8 protein-coding genes, 1 tRNA gene and 2 pseudogenes are annotated in these 17,581 nt (G+C 70.5%); 4 read left to right on the top strand and 7 right to left on the bottom strand.

Annotated elements, in window-relative coordinates; genetic code table 11:
• Positions 1-95 precede the first annotated feature (95 nt).
• Positions 96-3,893: a CHAT domain-containing protein gene (locus PV396_RS07255; RefSeq protein ID WP_319201584.1), complete on the top strand. Its 3,798-nt coding sequence runs from the start codon at positions 96-98 to the stop codon at positions 3,891-3,893.
• 52 nt (positions 3,894-3,945) lie between these two features.
• On the opposite strand, the gene PV396_RS07250 is transcribed toward PV396_RS07255, so the two are convergent.
• From PV396_RS07250 to PV396_RS07230, 5 genes and pseudogenes are all read right to left on the bottom strand, one after another.
• Positions 3,946-7,728, bottom strand: a complete 3,783-nt coding sequence (locus PV396_RS07250) for a tetratricopeptide repeat protein (protein WP_319201582.1) — start codon at positions 7,726-7,728, stop codon at positions 3,946-3,948.
• A gap of 132 nt (positions 7,729-7,860) precedes the next feature.
• Positions 7,861-8,133: pseudogene (locus PV396_RS07245) on the bottom strand (transposase); the annotation flags it as partial.
• 584 nt (positions 8,134-8,717) lie between these two features.
• Positions 8,718-10,430, bottom strand: coding sequence for a glycerol-3-phosphate dehydrogenase/oxidase (locus PV396_RS07240; protein ID WP_319201580.1), 1,713 nt, complete (start codon positions 10,428-10,430; stop codon positions 8,718-8,720).
• Positions 10,431-10,512: 82 nt separating this feature from the next.
• On the bottom strand, positions 10,513-12,030 hold the full coding sequence (gene glpK / locus PV396_RS07235) for a glycerol kinase GlpK (protein ID WP_319201578.1): 1,518 nt from the start codon (positions 12,028-12,030) through the stop codon (positions 10,513-10,515).
• An 86-nt stretch (positions 12,031-12,116) separates the two neighbouring features.
• The gene (locus PV396_RS07230) at positions 12,117-12,965 is read right to left on the bottom strand and encodes an MIP/aquaporin family protein (RefSeq protein WP_319201576.1); all 849 of its coding nucleotides are present in this window, start codon (positions 12,963-12,965) and stop codon (positions 12,117-12,119) included.
• 653 nt (positions 12,966-13,618) lie between these two features.
• Between PV396_RS07230 and dhaK the strand changes: the two genes are divergently transcribed.
• Positions 13,619-14,623: a dihydroxyacetone kinase subunit DhaK gene (gene dhaK, locus PV396_RS07225; protein WP_319201574.1), complete on the top strand. Its 1,005-nt coding sequence runs from the start codon at positions 13,619-13,621 to the stop codon at positions 14,621-14,623.
• Between the two features lie 473 nt (positions 14,624-15,096).
• Here the strand turns inward: dhaK and PV396_RS07220 are convergent.
• Positions 15,097-15,170: transfer RNA gene (locus PV396_RS07220), tRNA-Pro, on the bottom strand.
• 101 nt (positions 15,171-15,271) lie between these two features.
• On the opposite strand from PV396_RS07220, the gene PV396_RS07215 reads away from it, so the two are divergent.
• Both PV396_RS07215 and PV396_RS07210 read left to right on the top strand, forming a co-directional pair.
• Positions 15,272-15,808, top strand: coding sequence for a DUF309 domain-containing protein (locus PV396_RS07215; protein ID WP_319201572.1), 537 nt, complete (start codon positions 15,272-15,274; stop codon positions 15,806-15,808).
• Positions 15,809-16,025: 217 nt separating this feature from the next.
• A pseudogene (locus tag PV396_RS07210) lies at positions 16,026-16,683 on the top strand (MFS transporter); the annotation flags it as partial.
• Here the strand turns inward: PV396_RS07210 and PV396_RS07205 are convergent.
• A complete protein-coding gene (locus tag PV396_RS07205; protein ID WP_319201571.1) occupies positions 16,684-17,490 on the bottom strand; it encodes a sulfite exporter TauE/SafE family protein in 807 nt (268 codons plus the stop codon).
• Positions 17,491-17,581 lie beyond the last annotated feature (91 nt).

Genomic DNA, 17,581 nt, shown 5'->3' with positions numbered 1-17,581 from the left:
GAGGGCCGCTCGCCTCCACTATGCCAAGTAAGTTCTCTCGATGGACAGTTGTGGCACTCTTGCCCAAACGATCCGGTAAGGGGCAGGGGTGAGCCGTGGCGACGGACGAGTCGGCCGAGGATCTGACGCTGACGATGGACGGCTTTCGCAGCGACGCGGACGGGATGTCCTGGCGCTGGTTGCTGACCGGTCCCGGAGGCGTGTTCGAGGCGGACGCCGAGATCCGGCTGCGGCGCGAGGAATGGCAGTTCGACGCCTTCGAGGATCTCTACGGCTATCTCGCGTGGCGCGTCGACCCGGAGCGGCGGACGGAGCGTGAGGCCGCCGTGGTGCGCGAGGTGGGTGAGTGGATCGGCACCCGGGTGCTCGGAGAGGTGGGTGTCCGGCTCGCCCGGTTCGCCGAGGACGCGGTCGGCTGCACGGTGCGCGTCACTCTGCCTCGGGAGGCTCGGACCCTTGCCGCGCGCCCGCTGGAGGCCGCCGTGATCGACGGCGTCCCGTTGCGGCGCTACGGGGTGGTCTTCGTGCATGACGTGCCCGCGCCGGGCGGGTCCGCGCCCAGATTGCCGAAGCGCCCGGTCGGGGCGGCACTGCGGATCCTCGCGCTGTTCAGCCTTCCCGATACCACCACCGCCCTGGACCTGCGGCGCGAGCGCCACGAACTGGCCCGCATCGTGCGTACGGTCAGTGCCGTGCACGGCCGTGCCGTCGAACTGCGGGTGCTTCAGTACGGAGTCACCCGCCGGCGGCTGCGCGGAATCGCGGAGGACGGCCGCGGGTGGGACGTCGTCCATGTCTCCGCACACGGCGGCCGTGCCGTTCTGACGCTGGAACACGAGGACGGCAGCCCCGACGAGGTGCCCCACGACGTGCTGGTGGACCTGCTGGCCCCCCTTCGCCGCCAGGTGAAGCTGATCACGGCATCGTCCTGCTCGTCGGCCGACGACCGGGCGCGCGACTCCTTCGACGCACCCGGTCTCGGGCCCGCGCTGCGCCGTCGGAGCTCCCCGGCAGCCCCGACGGCCCCGCTGGCCGATCTCGCGTCCTCGCTCGCCGGACGGCTGGACTGCGCGGTGGTCGGCATGCGTTTTCCCGTAGTCGACGACTTCGCCATCGCGCTCAGCGGGAAGCTGTACGAGGCGCTCCTGATCCGTGACCAGCCGTTGGCCACGGCGCTGACCCGGGCGCTGGCGTCGGCCGTGCCCGACCGGCCGACCGCCTCCTTCCCGGCTCTGTCCGCGGTGACGCCGGCACTCTTCGGTCGCAGCGCAGCCGCCCTGCGCCTCTCCGCACCCCCGAGCAGTCCCCTTGTCTACGACGAGGAGAAGCTGAAACTCGCGGGTTTTCTCGACCAGCCCGCACGGTTCGTGGGCAGGGTCGCGCTGATGAGCCGGGCCAACGCGGTGCTGGCACCGCGCAGCAGGGTGTCCGGCATCGTTCTGCACGGCATGGCGGGGTCGGGCAAGACCACCGCGGCCCTCGAACTGGCGTACACCCAGGAGGACAACTTCCAGGCCCTCGTGTGGTTGCGGGTCGGAGGCGCCGAACCCGCCGACGGCGAACTCCGGGCGCCGAGCGCCCACGTGGTCGACAGCGCGCTGACCGATCTGGCGATCACCCTCGAGCGGAAGCTGAAGGGCCTGTCCATGACCCCCGCCCTCACCGACCGCGAGGAGTTGCACAGGCTGTTGCCCCTGCTCACGGAGTTCTTCGAACGGCGGCGGGTACTGCTGGTCATCGACAACGCGGAAGCTCTCCTGACGAGCCGGGGCACCTGGCGGGACGAACGCTGGGAGGCCGTGTACACCGCGCTCACCTCGCACACGGGGCTGTCGCGGACCGTACTGACCAGCCGTGTCCGTCCGGCATCCACCCCTGCGGCGGTCTCGGTCGAACCGGTCCACGCGCTCGGCCGACGCGAGGCGATTCTGCTGGCGCGTGAACTGCCGCGGCTGGGGCAGCTGATCGAGGGCTCAGCCTCCGATGTCCCGGCGGAGCGGGGGCGTGAGGTCGTCTCGGAGGTCCTCGCCGCGACCGGAGGCCATCCCGAACTGCTGGTCCTCGCCGACGCACAGGCCACGGACCTCGACCGGCTCGGTCCGCTCCTGGACACCGCGCGGCGCACCCGTGAAGCCGCCCGCTCCGAGGGCGCCGACATCGGCGGAGACGGCGGCGCCGACGCGGCGGAGACGGCGACCGCCGAGGACTACGCGATCCTCCTGGACTCCTGGACGCGAGGCATCTCCGACGAACTCGGCCCGGCCGAGCGCACGTTGTTCCAGGTACTGAGTGTGATGGAGGAAGCCGACCGCAGCCAGGGAATCGTGACCGTGGTGTGGAACAGCCTGAATCGGAGCGGCGGGGGCTGGTCGGACGGCGCCCCGGTGCCCGCGCTCGTGCGGAGCGGACTGGTCGCGCAGAGCGCCGACACCGACGGACAACCGCGCTGGGACCTGCATCCCAGCGTGGCCGGCACCGGCCGGGCGAGCGCCGATCCGTCCCTCGTCCGTCAGGTCGAGGTCGCCCTCGCGGACCACTGGTGTGCCGCGCTGGACGCGGCACTCACGAACGAGGACACCGGCCGCACCGGCACAGAGGTGCTGCGTGCGGCCCGCGCGGCGTGTCCGTACCTGTTGCGGTTGGGCGACTGGGAACAGCTGGTCGACGTGGTGAGCCAGGTGCTGGCCCGTGACCTGACACGGCCCGGCGCACTGGCACTGCTGCCGTTCGTGGAGGCGGCGGTCGCGGACGCCGGTGACGCCGACCGGGACGCGCGCGTCGCGCGCACACAGGCGAGGGTGCTGCTCCGGGTGGACCCCGCGGCCGGTGAGCTCCGTCTGACCGAGCTGTTCGACGGCGCGGTCCGCCGCGGGGACCACGAGCGGGCCGCCAACCTCGCCAGCGATCTCCGGGCCCGGCACCGCAACGTGGGCAGGCTCGCCGAGGCGCTGACATGGGCGGAACGTGCCATCGAGCACATCGCCCTGACGGGCCGCGGACCCTGGACCAAGCTCGGCATCGAGGCAGCGCACGCCCAGCTCCTGGCCATGACGGGGCGTTTCGAAGAGGCGTTGGAACGAAGCCAGGACCTGCTGGACCGCTCCGGCCGGCTGTCCCGGCACTCGGACGTTTCCGAAGGTCTGGAGCCGTGGACCGTGGAGGAGATGCTGCTCGACGTGGGACGGCTGGCCGCCCACGGCCTCGGCCGCCTCCAGGAGGCTCTCGACTTCAACAAACGCATCGCAGACTGCGAGTTGCGGCGCGACGCGCCCGTCCTCGAACGCACCCACACTCTCTTCAACACGGGGGAACTCCTGCTGTCCCTCGGCGAACTGGACGAGTCCGCCGCCGTGTTCCAGCGGTGCCGGCAGGAATACGAGCGCCAGGTGTTCGCGCCGGGGCTGGCATGGACGTTCACCGCGTTCGCACGGGTGGAGCACCGGCGCGGTCACGGCTCGACCGCCCTCGGACTCGCCCGGGACGCGCTGCGCTACGCCTACCGTGCGGACCTGGCGGTGGACATCGTCGTGGCACACCATGGCATGGGGGTGCTGACGCGGGCCCACGACGACGATCCGCGGACCGCGGTCGCCCATCTGCTGGCCGCCGAGCTGATCGAGGCGGCCGGGGGGCCCACCGACGGCGAGCGGCTTCCCGAACCGGCCGGCACCGAGGGCTCCGGCGCAGGCGAAGGTCCTGGTGAGGGCGACGGTTCTGGTGAGGGCGACAGCCTGTCCGTCCCCGGCACCGTGGACGAGGTCATCGAGTTGGTCGGCCGGGTGCCGGGCGTGGACCTGCGTCGTGTCCTCACCGCAATCCTCGGTACGGACGCGCCGCTGTCTCTGCAGGCCCTCCTGGAGGGGGTACGAGCATCCGCTCGGCCCTCCTCCTGAACTGCTTGTGGTGCCGACCCGGCAACAGAGCGGTCCGACCCGGGCGGCGGCCTCAGTCGTCGCCCGCTCGGGTCCAGGCCTCGACCACTGCGCCCCACGTCACCCGCACCTCCTCCGGGTCGGCCACGCGGGCGAGGACATCGGCCAGCCGGATGCCGGGTTCGGCGTCCATGACGCTGCCCAGTTCCTCGACGGTGGCGGGCGGTGACTCGTACACCGGGACGAGCCGGCGGATCAGCCCGATGGCGGCCCCGAGGTCCACGCCGTCGACGAGCGCGCCGAGCAGCACCGAAGTCAGACCGTGCAGAAGGACCCGCCGCGTGTCCTCGGGTGTCCTCGTCGGCAAGGAGGCGAGGAAAACCGCCAGGTTGTGGTGCGCCACCCGCAGCGTCTGGACATGGGCGTTGCCCGCACCGTAGAGCCCGAGCAGCGCCTCGGTCATGAGACTCACGGCGGTGTCGAAGCGCCCGCGCCCGGCCTCGACGTCGGCCAGTGCCCCGGTGGTCAACGCCACCTGTTCCCAGTCCTGTTCGCGGGCGAAGAGGGCGCGGCAGCGGATGAGGACCTCGTGTGCCTCGTCGCCCCTCCCCAGCCGTTGCAGTGGCCCGTACCGGTTGAAGAGGGTATGGGCGGTATCCGTGGCGGGGGCGTCCCGGGCCTGCTGGGAGGCGAGGACGGCGTCGATGAGGGTCAGCTCCAGTTCCCAGGCCCCCATGGCGTCGGCCGCGGCGCACCCGATGCCCAGCACCGCCTCGCGAACGTTCCACGGGTCCACGTTCTCCGGGCCGTCCGGCAGGTCGCCGGCGGACAGGGCGTCCATGCGGTCGAGGAGTCGCTCCACCTCACCGAGGACGGTCTCGGGCGGGTCCCTGCGCTGCAGGATCTGCAGTCGTTTCGCCTCGTCGCCGAGGACCGACCACGGGCCCAGACCGGCCTGCCGCGTGTAGTCGGGCTTCCGATCGAGAAGGACCAGAGCCCCCTCCCAGTCCCCGTGGCGGAAGCGGAGCCAGCCGAGGTCGCCCGTGAGCCCGGTTGCGGCGAGGTGGTCACCGCGGATGAGAGCGACCTCCAGCAGTCGTTCCAGGTGGGTTCGGGCCTCGTCCGGATCGCTGCGTTCCAGCACTCGGGCGAGAATCCGGGTGGCGGCCAGTTCGTCGTCGCTGCCCTCGGCTCGGCGTCCGATGTCCCGAAGCGCGGGCAGCAGCGTGGCGGCGGTCCTGGGCGAGGGGTCGCGGAACAGCACGCGTTCGAGGAGGAGGGCGGCCCGGCTCCAGTGGCCCCTTCGCAGCAGGTACGGCAGGGCGGCCCGGGCCGCGTCGATGACCTGGCCGGAGCCGCCCTCGCGTTCGGTCGCCAGGCTCTCCATCGCGCGGTCGGTCCAGTACGTGGCGAACTGTCGGTCGACGACCTCCCGCAGGTGCTCGGCGGTCTTGCGGCCGGCCTCCGCGACCTCGGGGTGCACGACCAGGGTGACATGGTCTCCGCCGGCGTCCCGGTCGACGGTGACAAGGCTGCTCTCGGCCAGCTCGGACCAGTCCTGCCACCACGTGTCCCCGTCTTCGGGGCCCCCTGGCCCGGTCTCCCGGAGCAGCGGGCCGATCTCCTCGAGGAGCGCGGGCCTGCGGTCGGCCGGCTCCAGCCAGCACAGGACACGGAAGAGATGGCGGGCGGACCCGGAGAGCGCGGACACCACGCCCCTGGTCCACATGGCCAGAACGGCCGTGTAGGCGGTGGCATCCGCACGGGTGGCAGCGCCGAGGTCGAGGTAGCTCCGCGGGGTGATACCCAACTCCTCCCAGGAACGGTCCACTTCGGCGAGACGCGCGGCGAGGCGCTCCGGGTCGGACAGTTCGCCCTCGGCCAACTCGATGAGGGTGGGGTGCCCCTGTGCCGAGGTCAGAACACCCACCGCGAGAGCCTTGCACCGGCTCGGGTGCAGCCCGGCCAGCTCCCCGTCCAGCAGCGCCCTGAGCTGCGGCATCTCGCGAGCGAGCAGCACGCTCTCGCGTGGCGACAGGGCTTCGACCTGGTACACGGACACACCGGGGTCGAGGGAGCGGGGCGCGCGCCGTCCGGTCATGATCAGCCGGGACAGGCCCCGGTGCCGGGTCAGGGCATCGACCACCAGCCCCCATCGCGGGTCGCGCCACTCACCTGACGTGCTGAGCAGGGACTCCACGTTGTCGAGGACGACCAGGACCCGCTCCTCCTTGCAGAACTGGGTGAGCATCGGCAGGAACGCCGACAACTCCTCCGGCTTGTCCAGTAGCTCGGCGAAATGAAGGTTCTCGACGCGGTGCTGCAGGGCCCGGACGAAATCGGTGAGGGAGGTGGCGATGTCCGCAGCAGCACCGTCGGTCCCCTCAGGGGCCCTGTGCCAGACGAGCGCCGCGAAGTTGTCCTCCTGTCCATAGGAGAGTTCAAGGGCGCACGCGGTCTTGCCCGCGCCCGCCATGCCCTGGAGGAAGATGCCGGATTCTCCGCTGTGCTCCGCCAGACAACGGTTCGCCGCGGACATCAGGGCGCCCCGGCCCACGAACCGTGCGGGCTGGTCGAGAAAGCCCGCCAGTTTCAGTGCGCTCCTGTCGAAGATCAGGGCGGGGCCCTTGGGCGGTGGGAGCAGGAGTTCCACGGCGGTGCCGCCGAACAGCGCGGGCGAGCTGGCGGCCAGGGGCGGGCTGGCCTCGGTGGCCGGCGTGTCGACCACTCGGGGCAGGGCGAGGGCCACCGCACGTCCCAGGGTGTTCGCCTGTTCCACCATCAGTTTGAACACCGCACCGTTCAGCTCCGTCACGAAGTCGTCGGTGACGGTGTGCCGCATGCCGAGCACCGCGCAGTCGAGGCGATCGGCGAGGACCTCGGCGAGGGTGCCCACGTGCGGGGAGGTACCGGACCGCTCGGGGCCCTGCGGGCCTTCGTGCGAAGACTCGGCGGACCGGTGCGCGGGGCCGATCCCCAGCGCCTCCAGTCGCTCGTCGGTCAGGGTGTCCGCCGACGAACAGGCCGCCGCCAGTACGAACTTGACGCGGCGGCGCAGCGGTGCCAGCAGCTCCACCAGCGCGTCTCCGCCGATCGGATCACGACTGCCGTCCGGCTTCTCCAGGACGAAGACGCCTTCCCCACCGTGACCCGACAGCACGAGAACGTCCCAGCCGCGCCCGTCCTCCACGAGCCTGCTCAGCCGCGCACGCGTCACGCCGTACTGCAGGACGGCCAGTTCGATGGCTCTCCCACTCGTCTTGGCCACCGTGTCCAGCAGTCGGACGAGTTGCAGGCGTTCCCGTCTGAGATTCAGCGCGGAGGTGCCGTCGGGCAGGCTGAACAGAGCCAGTACACGCAGGGCGTCCGCGATGGGATGCTTTTTCCTCCGTAACGGCCTGGCAGACGCCGCCGCGAGATCCCGAACGAGGCTGACGCGGTGCAGCGGCAGGGGCTTGCCGCCGACCACCGCCGCCTCCCAGGGCAGTCCCCCGACGAAGCGGGCCTCGGGAGGGACCTTCATCCGCACCACGCAGGGGCCTTCGTCCGCCAGGATGGGGCCGATCTCCTCGAGCGCCGTACGGGTGATCCACCGGCCCAACTCGTCGAGGAGTTCACTCTCATGCTCCAGGCGCCGGCTCGGGTCCGCCCGCCATCGCAGATACGACTGCAGATCACGGAAGGCGTCGACCTGCCAGTCCGAGCCGTTGAGGCGGACGTCGGCCTCCTTGATCACACGACCGTCGGCCTCCAGGACCCAGCGCCAGCTCGCCTCCGTCATTCTGCCCGTGGCGGGGTCCGTCACCACGTGAAAGCCGGTCACACCGAGGCAGAAGTCCGCCGATTCGGCATCCACGAGGCCCCCTGTGCGTCGCAGCTGATTTCGGTCCCCACCTGGTCCCCAAGAATAGCCAAGGGCCGGTTTCGGAACTTCCCGAAACCGGCCCTGAACTGCGCCAGGAGTGTCGGTCACCCGAATTATCTGTCTCTACTGATGTTGTGGCCGTGGTGTCGTCAAGGTGAGGCCGGTTTCGGCGAGGCATGCGTCGATGAGGTTGCTGCGGTACTGGATCCGGCGGAGACCGTGCCGGAGCGTGCGCATGAGGTGGTCGGGGTCGGTGAAGGCGGTGTTGGCCTGGCTGCTGCGTCGCAGTAGTGACCAGATGCCCTCGACGGGGTTGAGGTCGGGTGCGTAGGCCGGCAGGAAGTAGCAGCTGATCCGGTCGTGGGTGTCGATGAACTGCCGCATTCGGCGGTCCTTGCGCCTGCCGTTCAGGCGTCAGCCCACCACCTTGCGGATATCTCACACAACCGGCATACCGCGAAGTTCACGCATCGTCAGCCCCCGGCGACAACACGCCTCAAAGGTCAGTAACAGGCTCAATCCGTCCGCAACCTGTGCGCCGACGTGCCTGCCGTCCGGTATCGCGCACACCCTGTGGTCCCCAACCGGCCCCCAGGCACGCCTCGGGGGAAACCCTTCCTGAGGGGATGGCCTCGCGCCGCCGACTGATCCTCACGGGCGGCCGCCGCGACCGCCCGCACGGACGCTCATGCGGCCTGCTCACCCCCGGCGACCGCCCCCTCGACGCCGCGCCCACCGCGCCTTCGCATCGGGACTCCCCACCCCACTCGAACGCACCATCGGGGGGACGCACCCCCCACGTGGAGATCGCCTGGCTCCCCCAAGTCGCGGCCGCCTGTCGATCCCTGGGCTCCGACGAACCGGAACTAATCGAACGCCCTTGTGCGACTGTCCACGGCTCACTGTTCCGGACAGTTGCTCAACAGGGTCGGGGACCGGCTCGGTGACTCATGCTCCGTTTCCAGTCCCGGCGACCGTACTCAGGGCACCGGAATGATGTCGGGGGCGCCGAGCCGTACCGCGTCGGCGGTCTGGTCGTCCGGCTGCTGCTGGGCCTCGCGTTCGGCGGCCACCCGCTTCAAGTAATGGTTTACCTCACGGTCCCGGTGCGCTTGGCCCCACCCCAGGTGAGACGCCATCAGTTCCGCGACGGTCTGCGCCGCGTCCACACCACGGTCCCAGGACTCGATGGAGATCCGGGTACGTCGGGCGAGCACGTCCTCCAGGTGGCGGGCACCCTCATGGGTCACCGCGTAGACGGCCTCGACCCGCAGGTAGTCGTCGGAGCTCGGCAACGGCTCGCCGAGCGAGGAGTCGGCTGCGACCATGGCGAGCAGTTCGTGCACCAGGGAGCCGTAGCGGTTCAACAGGTGCTCGATGCGGGCGACATGCAGCCCGGAGCGCTCGGCGAGGTTGTGACGGGAGTTCCAGAGGGCCGGATAGCCGTCGGCGCCGAGCAGCGGAACGCGTTGCGTGACGCAGTCGGGCACTTTCTCGTCCAGGCCGCGGGCCGCCTCGTCGACTGCGTCCTTGGCCATCACTCGATAGGTCGTGTACTTGCCGCCGGCCACCACGACGAGACCGGGTACCGGGTGTGCTACCAGGTGCTCCCGTGACAGTTTGCTGGTTTCTGCGGCCTCGCCTGACAGGAGGGGACGCAGACCGGCGTAGACGCCTTCGACATCCTCCGGAACCAAAGGCGTGGCCAGGACGCTGTTGACGTGCTCCAGCAGGTAGGTGACGTCCTGGGAGCTGAGGGCGGGATGGGCCTTGTCGAGTGTCCAGTCGGTGTCGGTGGTCCCGATGATCCAGTGTCGTCCCCAGGGGATGACGAACAGCACGCTCTTCTCGGTGCGGAGGATGAGCCCGGTGCGGGAGTTGATCCGGTCCCGGGGGACCAGCAGGTGTACGCCCTTGGAGGCGCGGACGTGGAACTGGCCGCGCGTACCGACGAGGGCCTGGGTGTCGTCGGTCCACACGCCGGTCGCGTTGATGACCTGCTTGGCTCGCACCTCTGTCTCGTCGCCGGTCTCCAGATCCGTGACAGCGGCTCCCACCACCCGCTCGCCCTGCCGCAGGAAGCGGCTGACACGGGTGCGGTTGGCGGCCAGCGCTCCGTAGGCGACGGCCGTGCGGGCGAGGAACATGGTGTGCCGGGCGTCGTCGACCTGGGCGTCCCAGTACTGAATCGCGCCGACCAGGGCGTCGGAACGCAACGCGGGCGCCTCGTGCAGGGCTCGACGCTTGAGCAGGTGGCGGTGGTGGGGCAGACCTCTGGAGGTACCGGAGGCCGCGGCCATGGTGTCGTACAGGAGCACGCCGGCGCCGACGTACGGGCGCTCCCTGATCCGGTGTCGCAGGGGGTAGAGGAACGGCACCGGACGCACCAGATGAGGGGCCAGGAACTGCAGCAGGAGTCCGCGTTCCTTCAGGGCTTCGGCTACGAGTCGGAAGTCCAGCATCTCCAGGTAGCGCAGACCGCCGTGGATGAGCTTGCTGGAGCGGCTGGAAGTGCCCGAGGCCCAGTCCCGGGCTTCGACGAGGCCGACTCTCAGGCCCCGGGTGGCGGCGTCCAGGGCCGCGCCGGCGCCGACGACGCCGCCCCCGACGACGAGGATGTCAAGCTCACCCTCTCCCAGTCGGACCAGGGCCTCCGCGCGTGCGCCGGGCGAGAGAGCCACCGGGTTCGCCATGGTGTCCTCCTCGTGCAGCTGGTGCGGGTGGGGGCCGCGCACGCGGCTCGGGCGGCCCCGTTCGGTCGCTCCCGGCCAGGACCTATTCGACCTTGGCCCAGTCGAGCGTGCGCTCCACCGCCTTCTTCCAGCCCGCGTATCCTTCCTCGCGCTGTTCCTCGGACCACTGGGGTTCCCAGCGCTTGGACTCCTGCCAGTGGGTGCGCAGTTCGTCCGTGTCCCGCCAGAAACCGGTGGCCAGACCGGCGGCGTAGGCGGCGCCCAGCGCGGTGGTCTCGGCGACGACCGGGCGGCTGACCGGGACGCCGAGGACGTCGGCCTGGATCTGCATGCACAGGTCGTTGGCCGTCACGCCGCCGTCGACCTTGAGCACGTCGAGGTGGACGCCGGAGTCCTGCTCCATGGCTTCCACCACGTCTCGGCTCTGGTAGCAGATGGCTTCCAGGGCGGCCCGCGCCAGGTGGCCGCCGTCGTTGTACCGGGCGAGACCGACGATCGCGCCGCGGGCGTCGGAACGCCAGTACGGGGCGAACAGGCCGGAGAAGGCGGGGACGAAGTAGATCCCACCGTTGTCTTCGACGGTACGTGCCAGGCGCTCGCTCTCGGCGGCATCGTTGATGATCTTCAGCTGGTCACGCAGCCATTGCACCGCGGAGCCTGTGACTGCGATGGAGCCTTCGAGTGCGTAGATCGCCGGGCTGTCGCCGAACTGGTACGCCACGGTGGTCAGGAGGCCGTGCTGGGACCGCACCAGTTCCGTGCCGGTGTTGAGCACCAGGAAGTTGCCGGTGCCGTAGGTGTTCTTGGCTTCGCCGGGCGCGTAGCAGACCTGCCCGACGGTGGCTGCCTGCTGGTCGCCGAGCACACCGGTGATGGGGATGGCTGCCCGCAGCGGCCGGGACGTACGGGTCTGTCCGAACGCCTCCGCGTGGGAGGACGGGTTGATGGTGGGCAGCATCGCCCGGGGAACGCCGAAGAAGCCGAGCAGCTCGTCGTCCCAGTCGAGGGTCTCCAGGTCCATCAGCATGGTGCGGCTGGCATTGGTCACGTCGGTGGCGTGGACGCCGCCGTCGGGGCCGCCGGTGAGATTCCACAGCACCCAGGAGTCGGTGTTACCGAAAAGGGCATGGCCCTGCTCGGCCGCCTCGCGGACTCCGTCGACGTTCTCCAGGATCCACTGGATCTTGCCGCCGGAGAAGTACGTGGCCGGCGGCAGCCCCGCCCTGCGGCGGATGACGTCGCCCTGGCCCGAGCGGTCCAGCGCTGCCGCGATGGAGTCGGTACGGGTGTCCTGCCAGACGATGGCGTTGTAGTACGGGCGGCCGTTGCGCGGGTCCCAGACGACGGTCGTCTCCCGTTGGTTGGTGATACCGATGGCCGCCAGGTCCTCCGGGGAGAGGTTTCCGTGCCGGAGCGCGTTCTGGATCACCGAGTTGGTGCGCTCCCAGATCTCCACCGGGTCGTGTTCGACCCACCCAGAGCGCGGGAGGATCTGTGAGTGCTCCAGCTGGTGCCTCGCCACCTCGTTGCCGGCATGGTCGAAGATCATGAAACGGGTGCTGGTGGTCCCTTGGTCCACCGCGCCGACGAAGTCCGCCATGGGATGCCGCCTCTCCTTGGGCTCTCCCGGGGCAGCCGGATGACGGCAACCCCGGGAGCCGGTCAGCTCTCGTGTCAGCTTTCGTGTCAGCTTTCGTCCGGGGCCGGGACCCGTCCGGGGGGCTCCGGCTCGGCAGTCGGCAGGAACCGGCCGATGAAGAACTTGTACAGGCCCGCTCCCAGCAGACCTCCGATCAGCGGACCGACGATCGGCACCCAGAAGTAGAAGTGCCCGTACTGATCTCGCCACGCTCCGCCGTACCCGGTGAAGAAGCTGGCCAGCCTGGGACCGAAGTCACGTGCCGGGTTGATCGCGTAACCCGCGTTGGTGCCCCAGGCCATGCCGATGGCCACGACGATCAGGCCGACGATGAACGGCGCCAGGTTGGCGCCGGGGGGCGTGTTGAGCAAGTCCGTGACCGCGAGGATCAGCAGCAGCAGGATCGCGGTGCCGATGATCTGGTCGCGGAGTGCGCCCCAATCGCTGACCGGCAGGTTCGGGTTGCCGTTGGCGGGCAGCGTGGAGAAGACGCCCTGTGTCTTGATCGTGTGGGTGGGATCCGCCTTTGCCAGCGCCTCGGTGTAGTTCCACCGGACGAGCAGGGCTGCCACGAAGGCTCCGGCCGTCTGGGCCAGCGCGTAGGGAGCCACTTTGCTCCACGGGAAGCCCTTGAAGGACGCCAGCGCGACGGTAACCGCGGGATTGAGGTGAGCACCGCTCAGCCTCGCCGCGACGTAGACGCCAAGGGTGACGCCGAGGCCCCAGGCCCAGGCGATGCTGTCGTGGTTTCCCAGGCCGCCCGCCGGGTCCGTGAGAGCCCCGCCGGCGACTACCTGAGCCACCACACCGCACCCGAAGAGGATGAGGATCATGGTGCCGGCGAATTCTGCTGAAAGCTCGCCGACCAGCCCTGATCTCTTGAGCCGCTCAGCCATGGGTGCCCGCTTCCCGCCGGCCCGAGGACCGGCCGTCGACTGCCCCGAGTACTCCAGAGATCATTGTAGGACCGGCCAGAGCCATGCGCGCGCGAGGCGATACTGCCCGCTGCCCGGCCATGGAGCGGAAGGCCGCCCGTCGGCAGGAGATGCCTGGGGCTGCCCTTTGTGCTCCGCTGCGACTGCGAGCGCTGCTCTCTCCACCGGCTCACGAGCACCGGCCGACAAGTGGTTGCAAAAGAGCGACGAACGCAGGCGGGTTCCCCGTCGTCGTCCCAGGCAAGCACTCCGCCGACGGCAACCGGGGGGTCCCGGGATTGCGGCGCTTCGGCGGCACCTGCCTTCGCCGCGCACGAGGCCGACGTGACCGGTCGTCGTCACCACCAGCTCCTCCACCACACCCGCCGAGGAGTACGACACCACCTGCGGCATCGTCTGCGTCGACGGCACCGCCCTGGCCCCTGGACCGAGCCTGCCGCGCCCCGCCCGGGGAGGCGGGCGGAAGCGAGCACCCATCGCGGATGTCCACGGCGTGACGGCACACTGTTCGTGTGGCGGACGATCGCGAATGCGCCCGCCTGTCACCGGCGATGCCTGAGCCCCGTGCGGACACCGGGCAGAGGCTCAGCCGCCGGTTCCACCCGGGAGGTCCCATGAAGATGCTGATCAACAGTCCGGAGACCGTGGTCGCCGATGCCCTGCGGGGGGTGGCTGCCGCCCACCCGGAGCTGAACGTGGACGTGGAGCGGCGGGTGGTCGTACGGCGAGACGCGCGGGAGGGCGGGCGGGTCGGGCTGGTGTCCGGCGGCGGCTCCGGTCACGAGCCGCTGCACGCCGGGTTCGTCGGATACGGGATGCTGTCGGCCGCATGTCCCGGGGATGTGTTCACCTCGCCCGTCCCGGACCAGATGCTGCGCGCGGCGAGCGCCGTCGAGGCCGGGCAGGGCGTGCTGTTCGTCGTCAAGAACTACACCGGCGACGTGCTGAACTTCCAGATGGCCGCCGAGCTCGCCGAGGAGGACGGCGTCCGGGTCGAGCGGGTCCTGGTCAACGACGACGTCGCCGTCACCGACAGCCTGTACACGGCCGGGCGGCGGGGCACCGGGGCGACCCTGTTCGTGGAGAAGATCGCCGGGGCGGCAGCCGAGGAGGGTGCACCGCTGGAGCAGGTGGCCGCGATCGCCCGGCGCGTCAACGAGTTCTCGCGCAGCTTCGGCGTGGCGCTCAGCCCCTGCAGCACTCCCGCGAAAGGCGGCCCGACCTTCGACCTGCCGGACGGGGAGATGGAGCTCGGGGTCGGGATCCACGGCGAGCCGGGCCGAGAACGGCGCGCGATGATGCCGGCCCGGGCGATCGCGGAGGTCGCGGTGGGTGCCGTACTCGAGGAGCTGGTGGAGGTGGCTCCGGCCGACGGGCCGGTAGTGGCCTTGGTCAACGGGATGGGAGCGACGCCGCTGCTGGAGCTGTACGGCTTCCACGCCGAAGTGGCCCGGCTGCTGGAAACCCGGGGCGTGCCGGTGGCGCGAACGCTCGTGGGCAACTACGTCACGTCGCTGGACATGGCGGGCTGCTCGCTGACACTGTGCCGGGCCGACGCGGAAATGCTGCGGCTGTGGGACGCACCCGTGCAGACCGCCGCGCTGCGCTGGGGCCGCTGACCCCATGGTGGCGTAGGACCAGCCAGACCCGATGCGCGGCGAGGAGATCCGGTGCGGACGCAGACTTTTCCGGCTCTCGATGGCGGCCGCCGCAGCCGCCGCGGAGCGAGAGCCGGACCGGCCGGCCGAGTCGGCTCCCCGTCGGGGACGCCGGCCGCGGGAGTGACCTGCTACGTGGTTTCACTGCGGTACGGGAGGTCGTGGGGCCGGAGGCCCCGGCTACGCCGGGAGCAGTGCTGCAGCTCGCCGGCGGACCCTGATCTCCACCGTCGGCGGCACATCGGGACCGCTGTGATCCGGCTGACCGACGCATGTACCCGGGCCACCGGCCGCCAACTGTGGCGCACCCTGACCGGGTCAAGGTGCGCCACAACCGCTGCGAAATGCACTGGTCCCCAAGCAGTCCCCAAGAATGATCAAGGGGCCGCCTCAGATCTCCTCTGAAACGGCCCCTGACCTGCGACTTCAAAAAGTCGGGACGACAGGATTTGAACCTGCGACCCCTTGACCCCCAGTCAAGTGCGCTACCAAGCTGCGCCACGTCCCGGTGCGTCGTCCCGCGGTTGCCCCGCGTGATCACGCGGACAGAACTTTACCCCACGTCAGGGGCTGCCCCGAAGGCCGTGGGGAGCGCGCGACAATCGGGGGATGAGCAGTGCGTGGAAGGGCCGGGCAGCAGCAGTGGGCGGGCGGGATAGGGACCAGGAGGGTCGGGCGCGCAACGCGCGGCCCCGGGACGGGCTCGGACGCCCGCTGCCGTACGGCGAGCCCGGGGTGGCCCGGCAGCCCGAGGGGGTCGTACGCCCTCCCGAGGAGAGTGTCACCGAGGCGCAGGCCCTGCTGGACGCCGGGAAACCGTTCCATGCGCACGAGGTTTTCGAGGACGCCTGGAAGTCGGGGCCGGAACAGGAGCGTGGCCTGTGGCGGGGGCTCGCGCAGCTGGCCGTGGGACTCACGCATGCCGCGCGCGGGAACGTCACGGGCGGTGTCCGGCTGCTGCGACGCGGGGCCGGCGCCGTCGAGGAGTGGGCAGCCGTGGAAGCGCGGACGCAGCCGTACGGGCTTGACCTCGCGGGGATCGTCGGCTGGGCGCGGAACCTGGCGGCGGAGGTTGAGCGGGACGCGGTGGCCGTCGACGCGGTGGCTCACGCGCCACGGTTGTCGAACCGCGGCGCCGACGACTGACCCGGTCCGTCGGCCGCGTTGTCAGTGGGGTGCGGCAGACTCGGGACGGACCGAGCAGCCGTAGGCGCCGTACCAAGGGGCACCCGGGCGCACCGCACCCCTTGCACGGGTGTACCACCGGTGTGATCGTGACCTCGTGACAGTCGCCGAGGACACCGCACCGCCCGTCTCCGCGCAGCCACCCGTGCTGGACTCCCGCCGCCGCAACGTCGTCTTCGTCCGCCGTGCGAACGGCGCCGCCGACCAGGCCACCATCACCAGAGCGGCGACCAGCCCTGAGGGCCTGCACCAACTGCCCGCCCAGACGGCCGACCCGATCGTGGGCGCCTACGCGGACACCATCCAGACCGTCTTCCTGCGGACCGTGCGAGGGGTTCGCGACACCGGCCGGCGCGGACTCCCGCCGTCTGCTGGAAGCCTCGGTCGGCAAGATCATCGGCAGTACGGACATGGACACCGCGCGGCGGATCGTCAGCGACTCCGACACCCGGCTCGACATCGCGGGCGCGTGGGCCGTGATGCAGGTCGAGCTGTTCACCCGCATGGTCGGACACGCGGGCCCCGGCCTGATCGCCGCCCGGCGTCAGATGCCGCCTGAGGTCCTCGTCCCGGTCTTCGACCGCATGGTCGAGGAGGGATATCTGACCCGCACCGGTTCCTTCTTCTCCCACACCGAGGCCGGCACCCGCGAGGCCGAGGTGATCAGCAGGGCCTGGGGCACCTGGCTGGCGGGACGAGTGGAGCAGGACCTCGGCCGCCCCTCGGGGCAAGACCTGCGCAACGCGGTGGACGCCATCTCCAAGCGCCTCCTGGTGGATGACCTCAGCAGCAGCCTGCCGAGCCGACCGGCGGCACTGACGGGTGGGAGCGTCTGATCAGCGCAGCAACAGCTGCGCGCCCCCCACCACCGTGGCCGCGATCACCAGCTGCTCGAACAGCCGTTGGTTGATTCGGTTCACAGCCCATTTGCCGATAAACGCCCCGGGGATCACGAACACCACGAGCGCCGCGTCGAGCAGGAGCGAGTGGCCGTCGATCAGTCCGAGGCCGGCGCTGAAGGGGACTTTCGAGACGTTCACGATCAGGAAGAAGAACGCCGACGTTCCCAGGAAGCCGAGCTTGCGGAAGCCGGCGGACAGGAGGTACATCGACATGACCGGGCCGCCCGCGTTGGCGACCATCGTCGTGAAACCGCCGAGGACACCGTACGAGCGGGCCTTGAAGCGGCCGGCGGGTGTACTCACCGCATCCGGCTCGTCCTCCTCCGACTCCGACCCCGACTGTGCCTTCGCCTCCGCGTCCGCCTGCCGTCGGCGCCACACCGTCACCCCGGCCATCAGCAGCAGGATCGCCCCGATCGAGGTCCGTACGACCTCGTCGTCCGCCCACACCAGGAACACCGTGCCGACGACCACACCCACCGCGACCGCCGGAAACAGCCGCCACAGCGTCGGCCAGTGGGCGTGTCTGCGGTAGGTGAGGACGGCGAGTACGTCACCCGCGATCAGGATCGGCAGCAGCACCCCGGTGGACTCGCGGGCGGGCAGGACGGCCGCGAAGATCGCCAGACTGACCGTGTTGGCCCCGCTGACGGCGGTCTTGGAGAAGCCGACGAGTACCGCCGCCGCGGCGAGTGCGGCGAACTCCCAGTGCGTCATGTGCCAGAGCGTCATCGTGTTCATGCGGAGACCGATGCTATGCCCACCCAACTGCGCCCATGAGAACCGTCTCGCCAGGTGACCCCAGCCCCACACACACCCACACCACGGACGT

The sequence above is a fragment of the Streptomyces sp. ME02-8801-2C genome (assembly GCF_033793965.1).
Taxonomy (GTDB): Bacteria; Actinomycetota; Actinomycetes; order Streptomycetales; family Streptomycetaceae; genus Streptomyces.
Note: the sequence above shows the minus strand (reverse complement) of the source record. Positions and strands in the feature narration are given on the sequence as shown.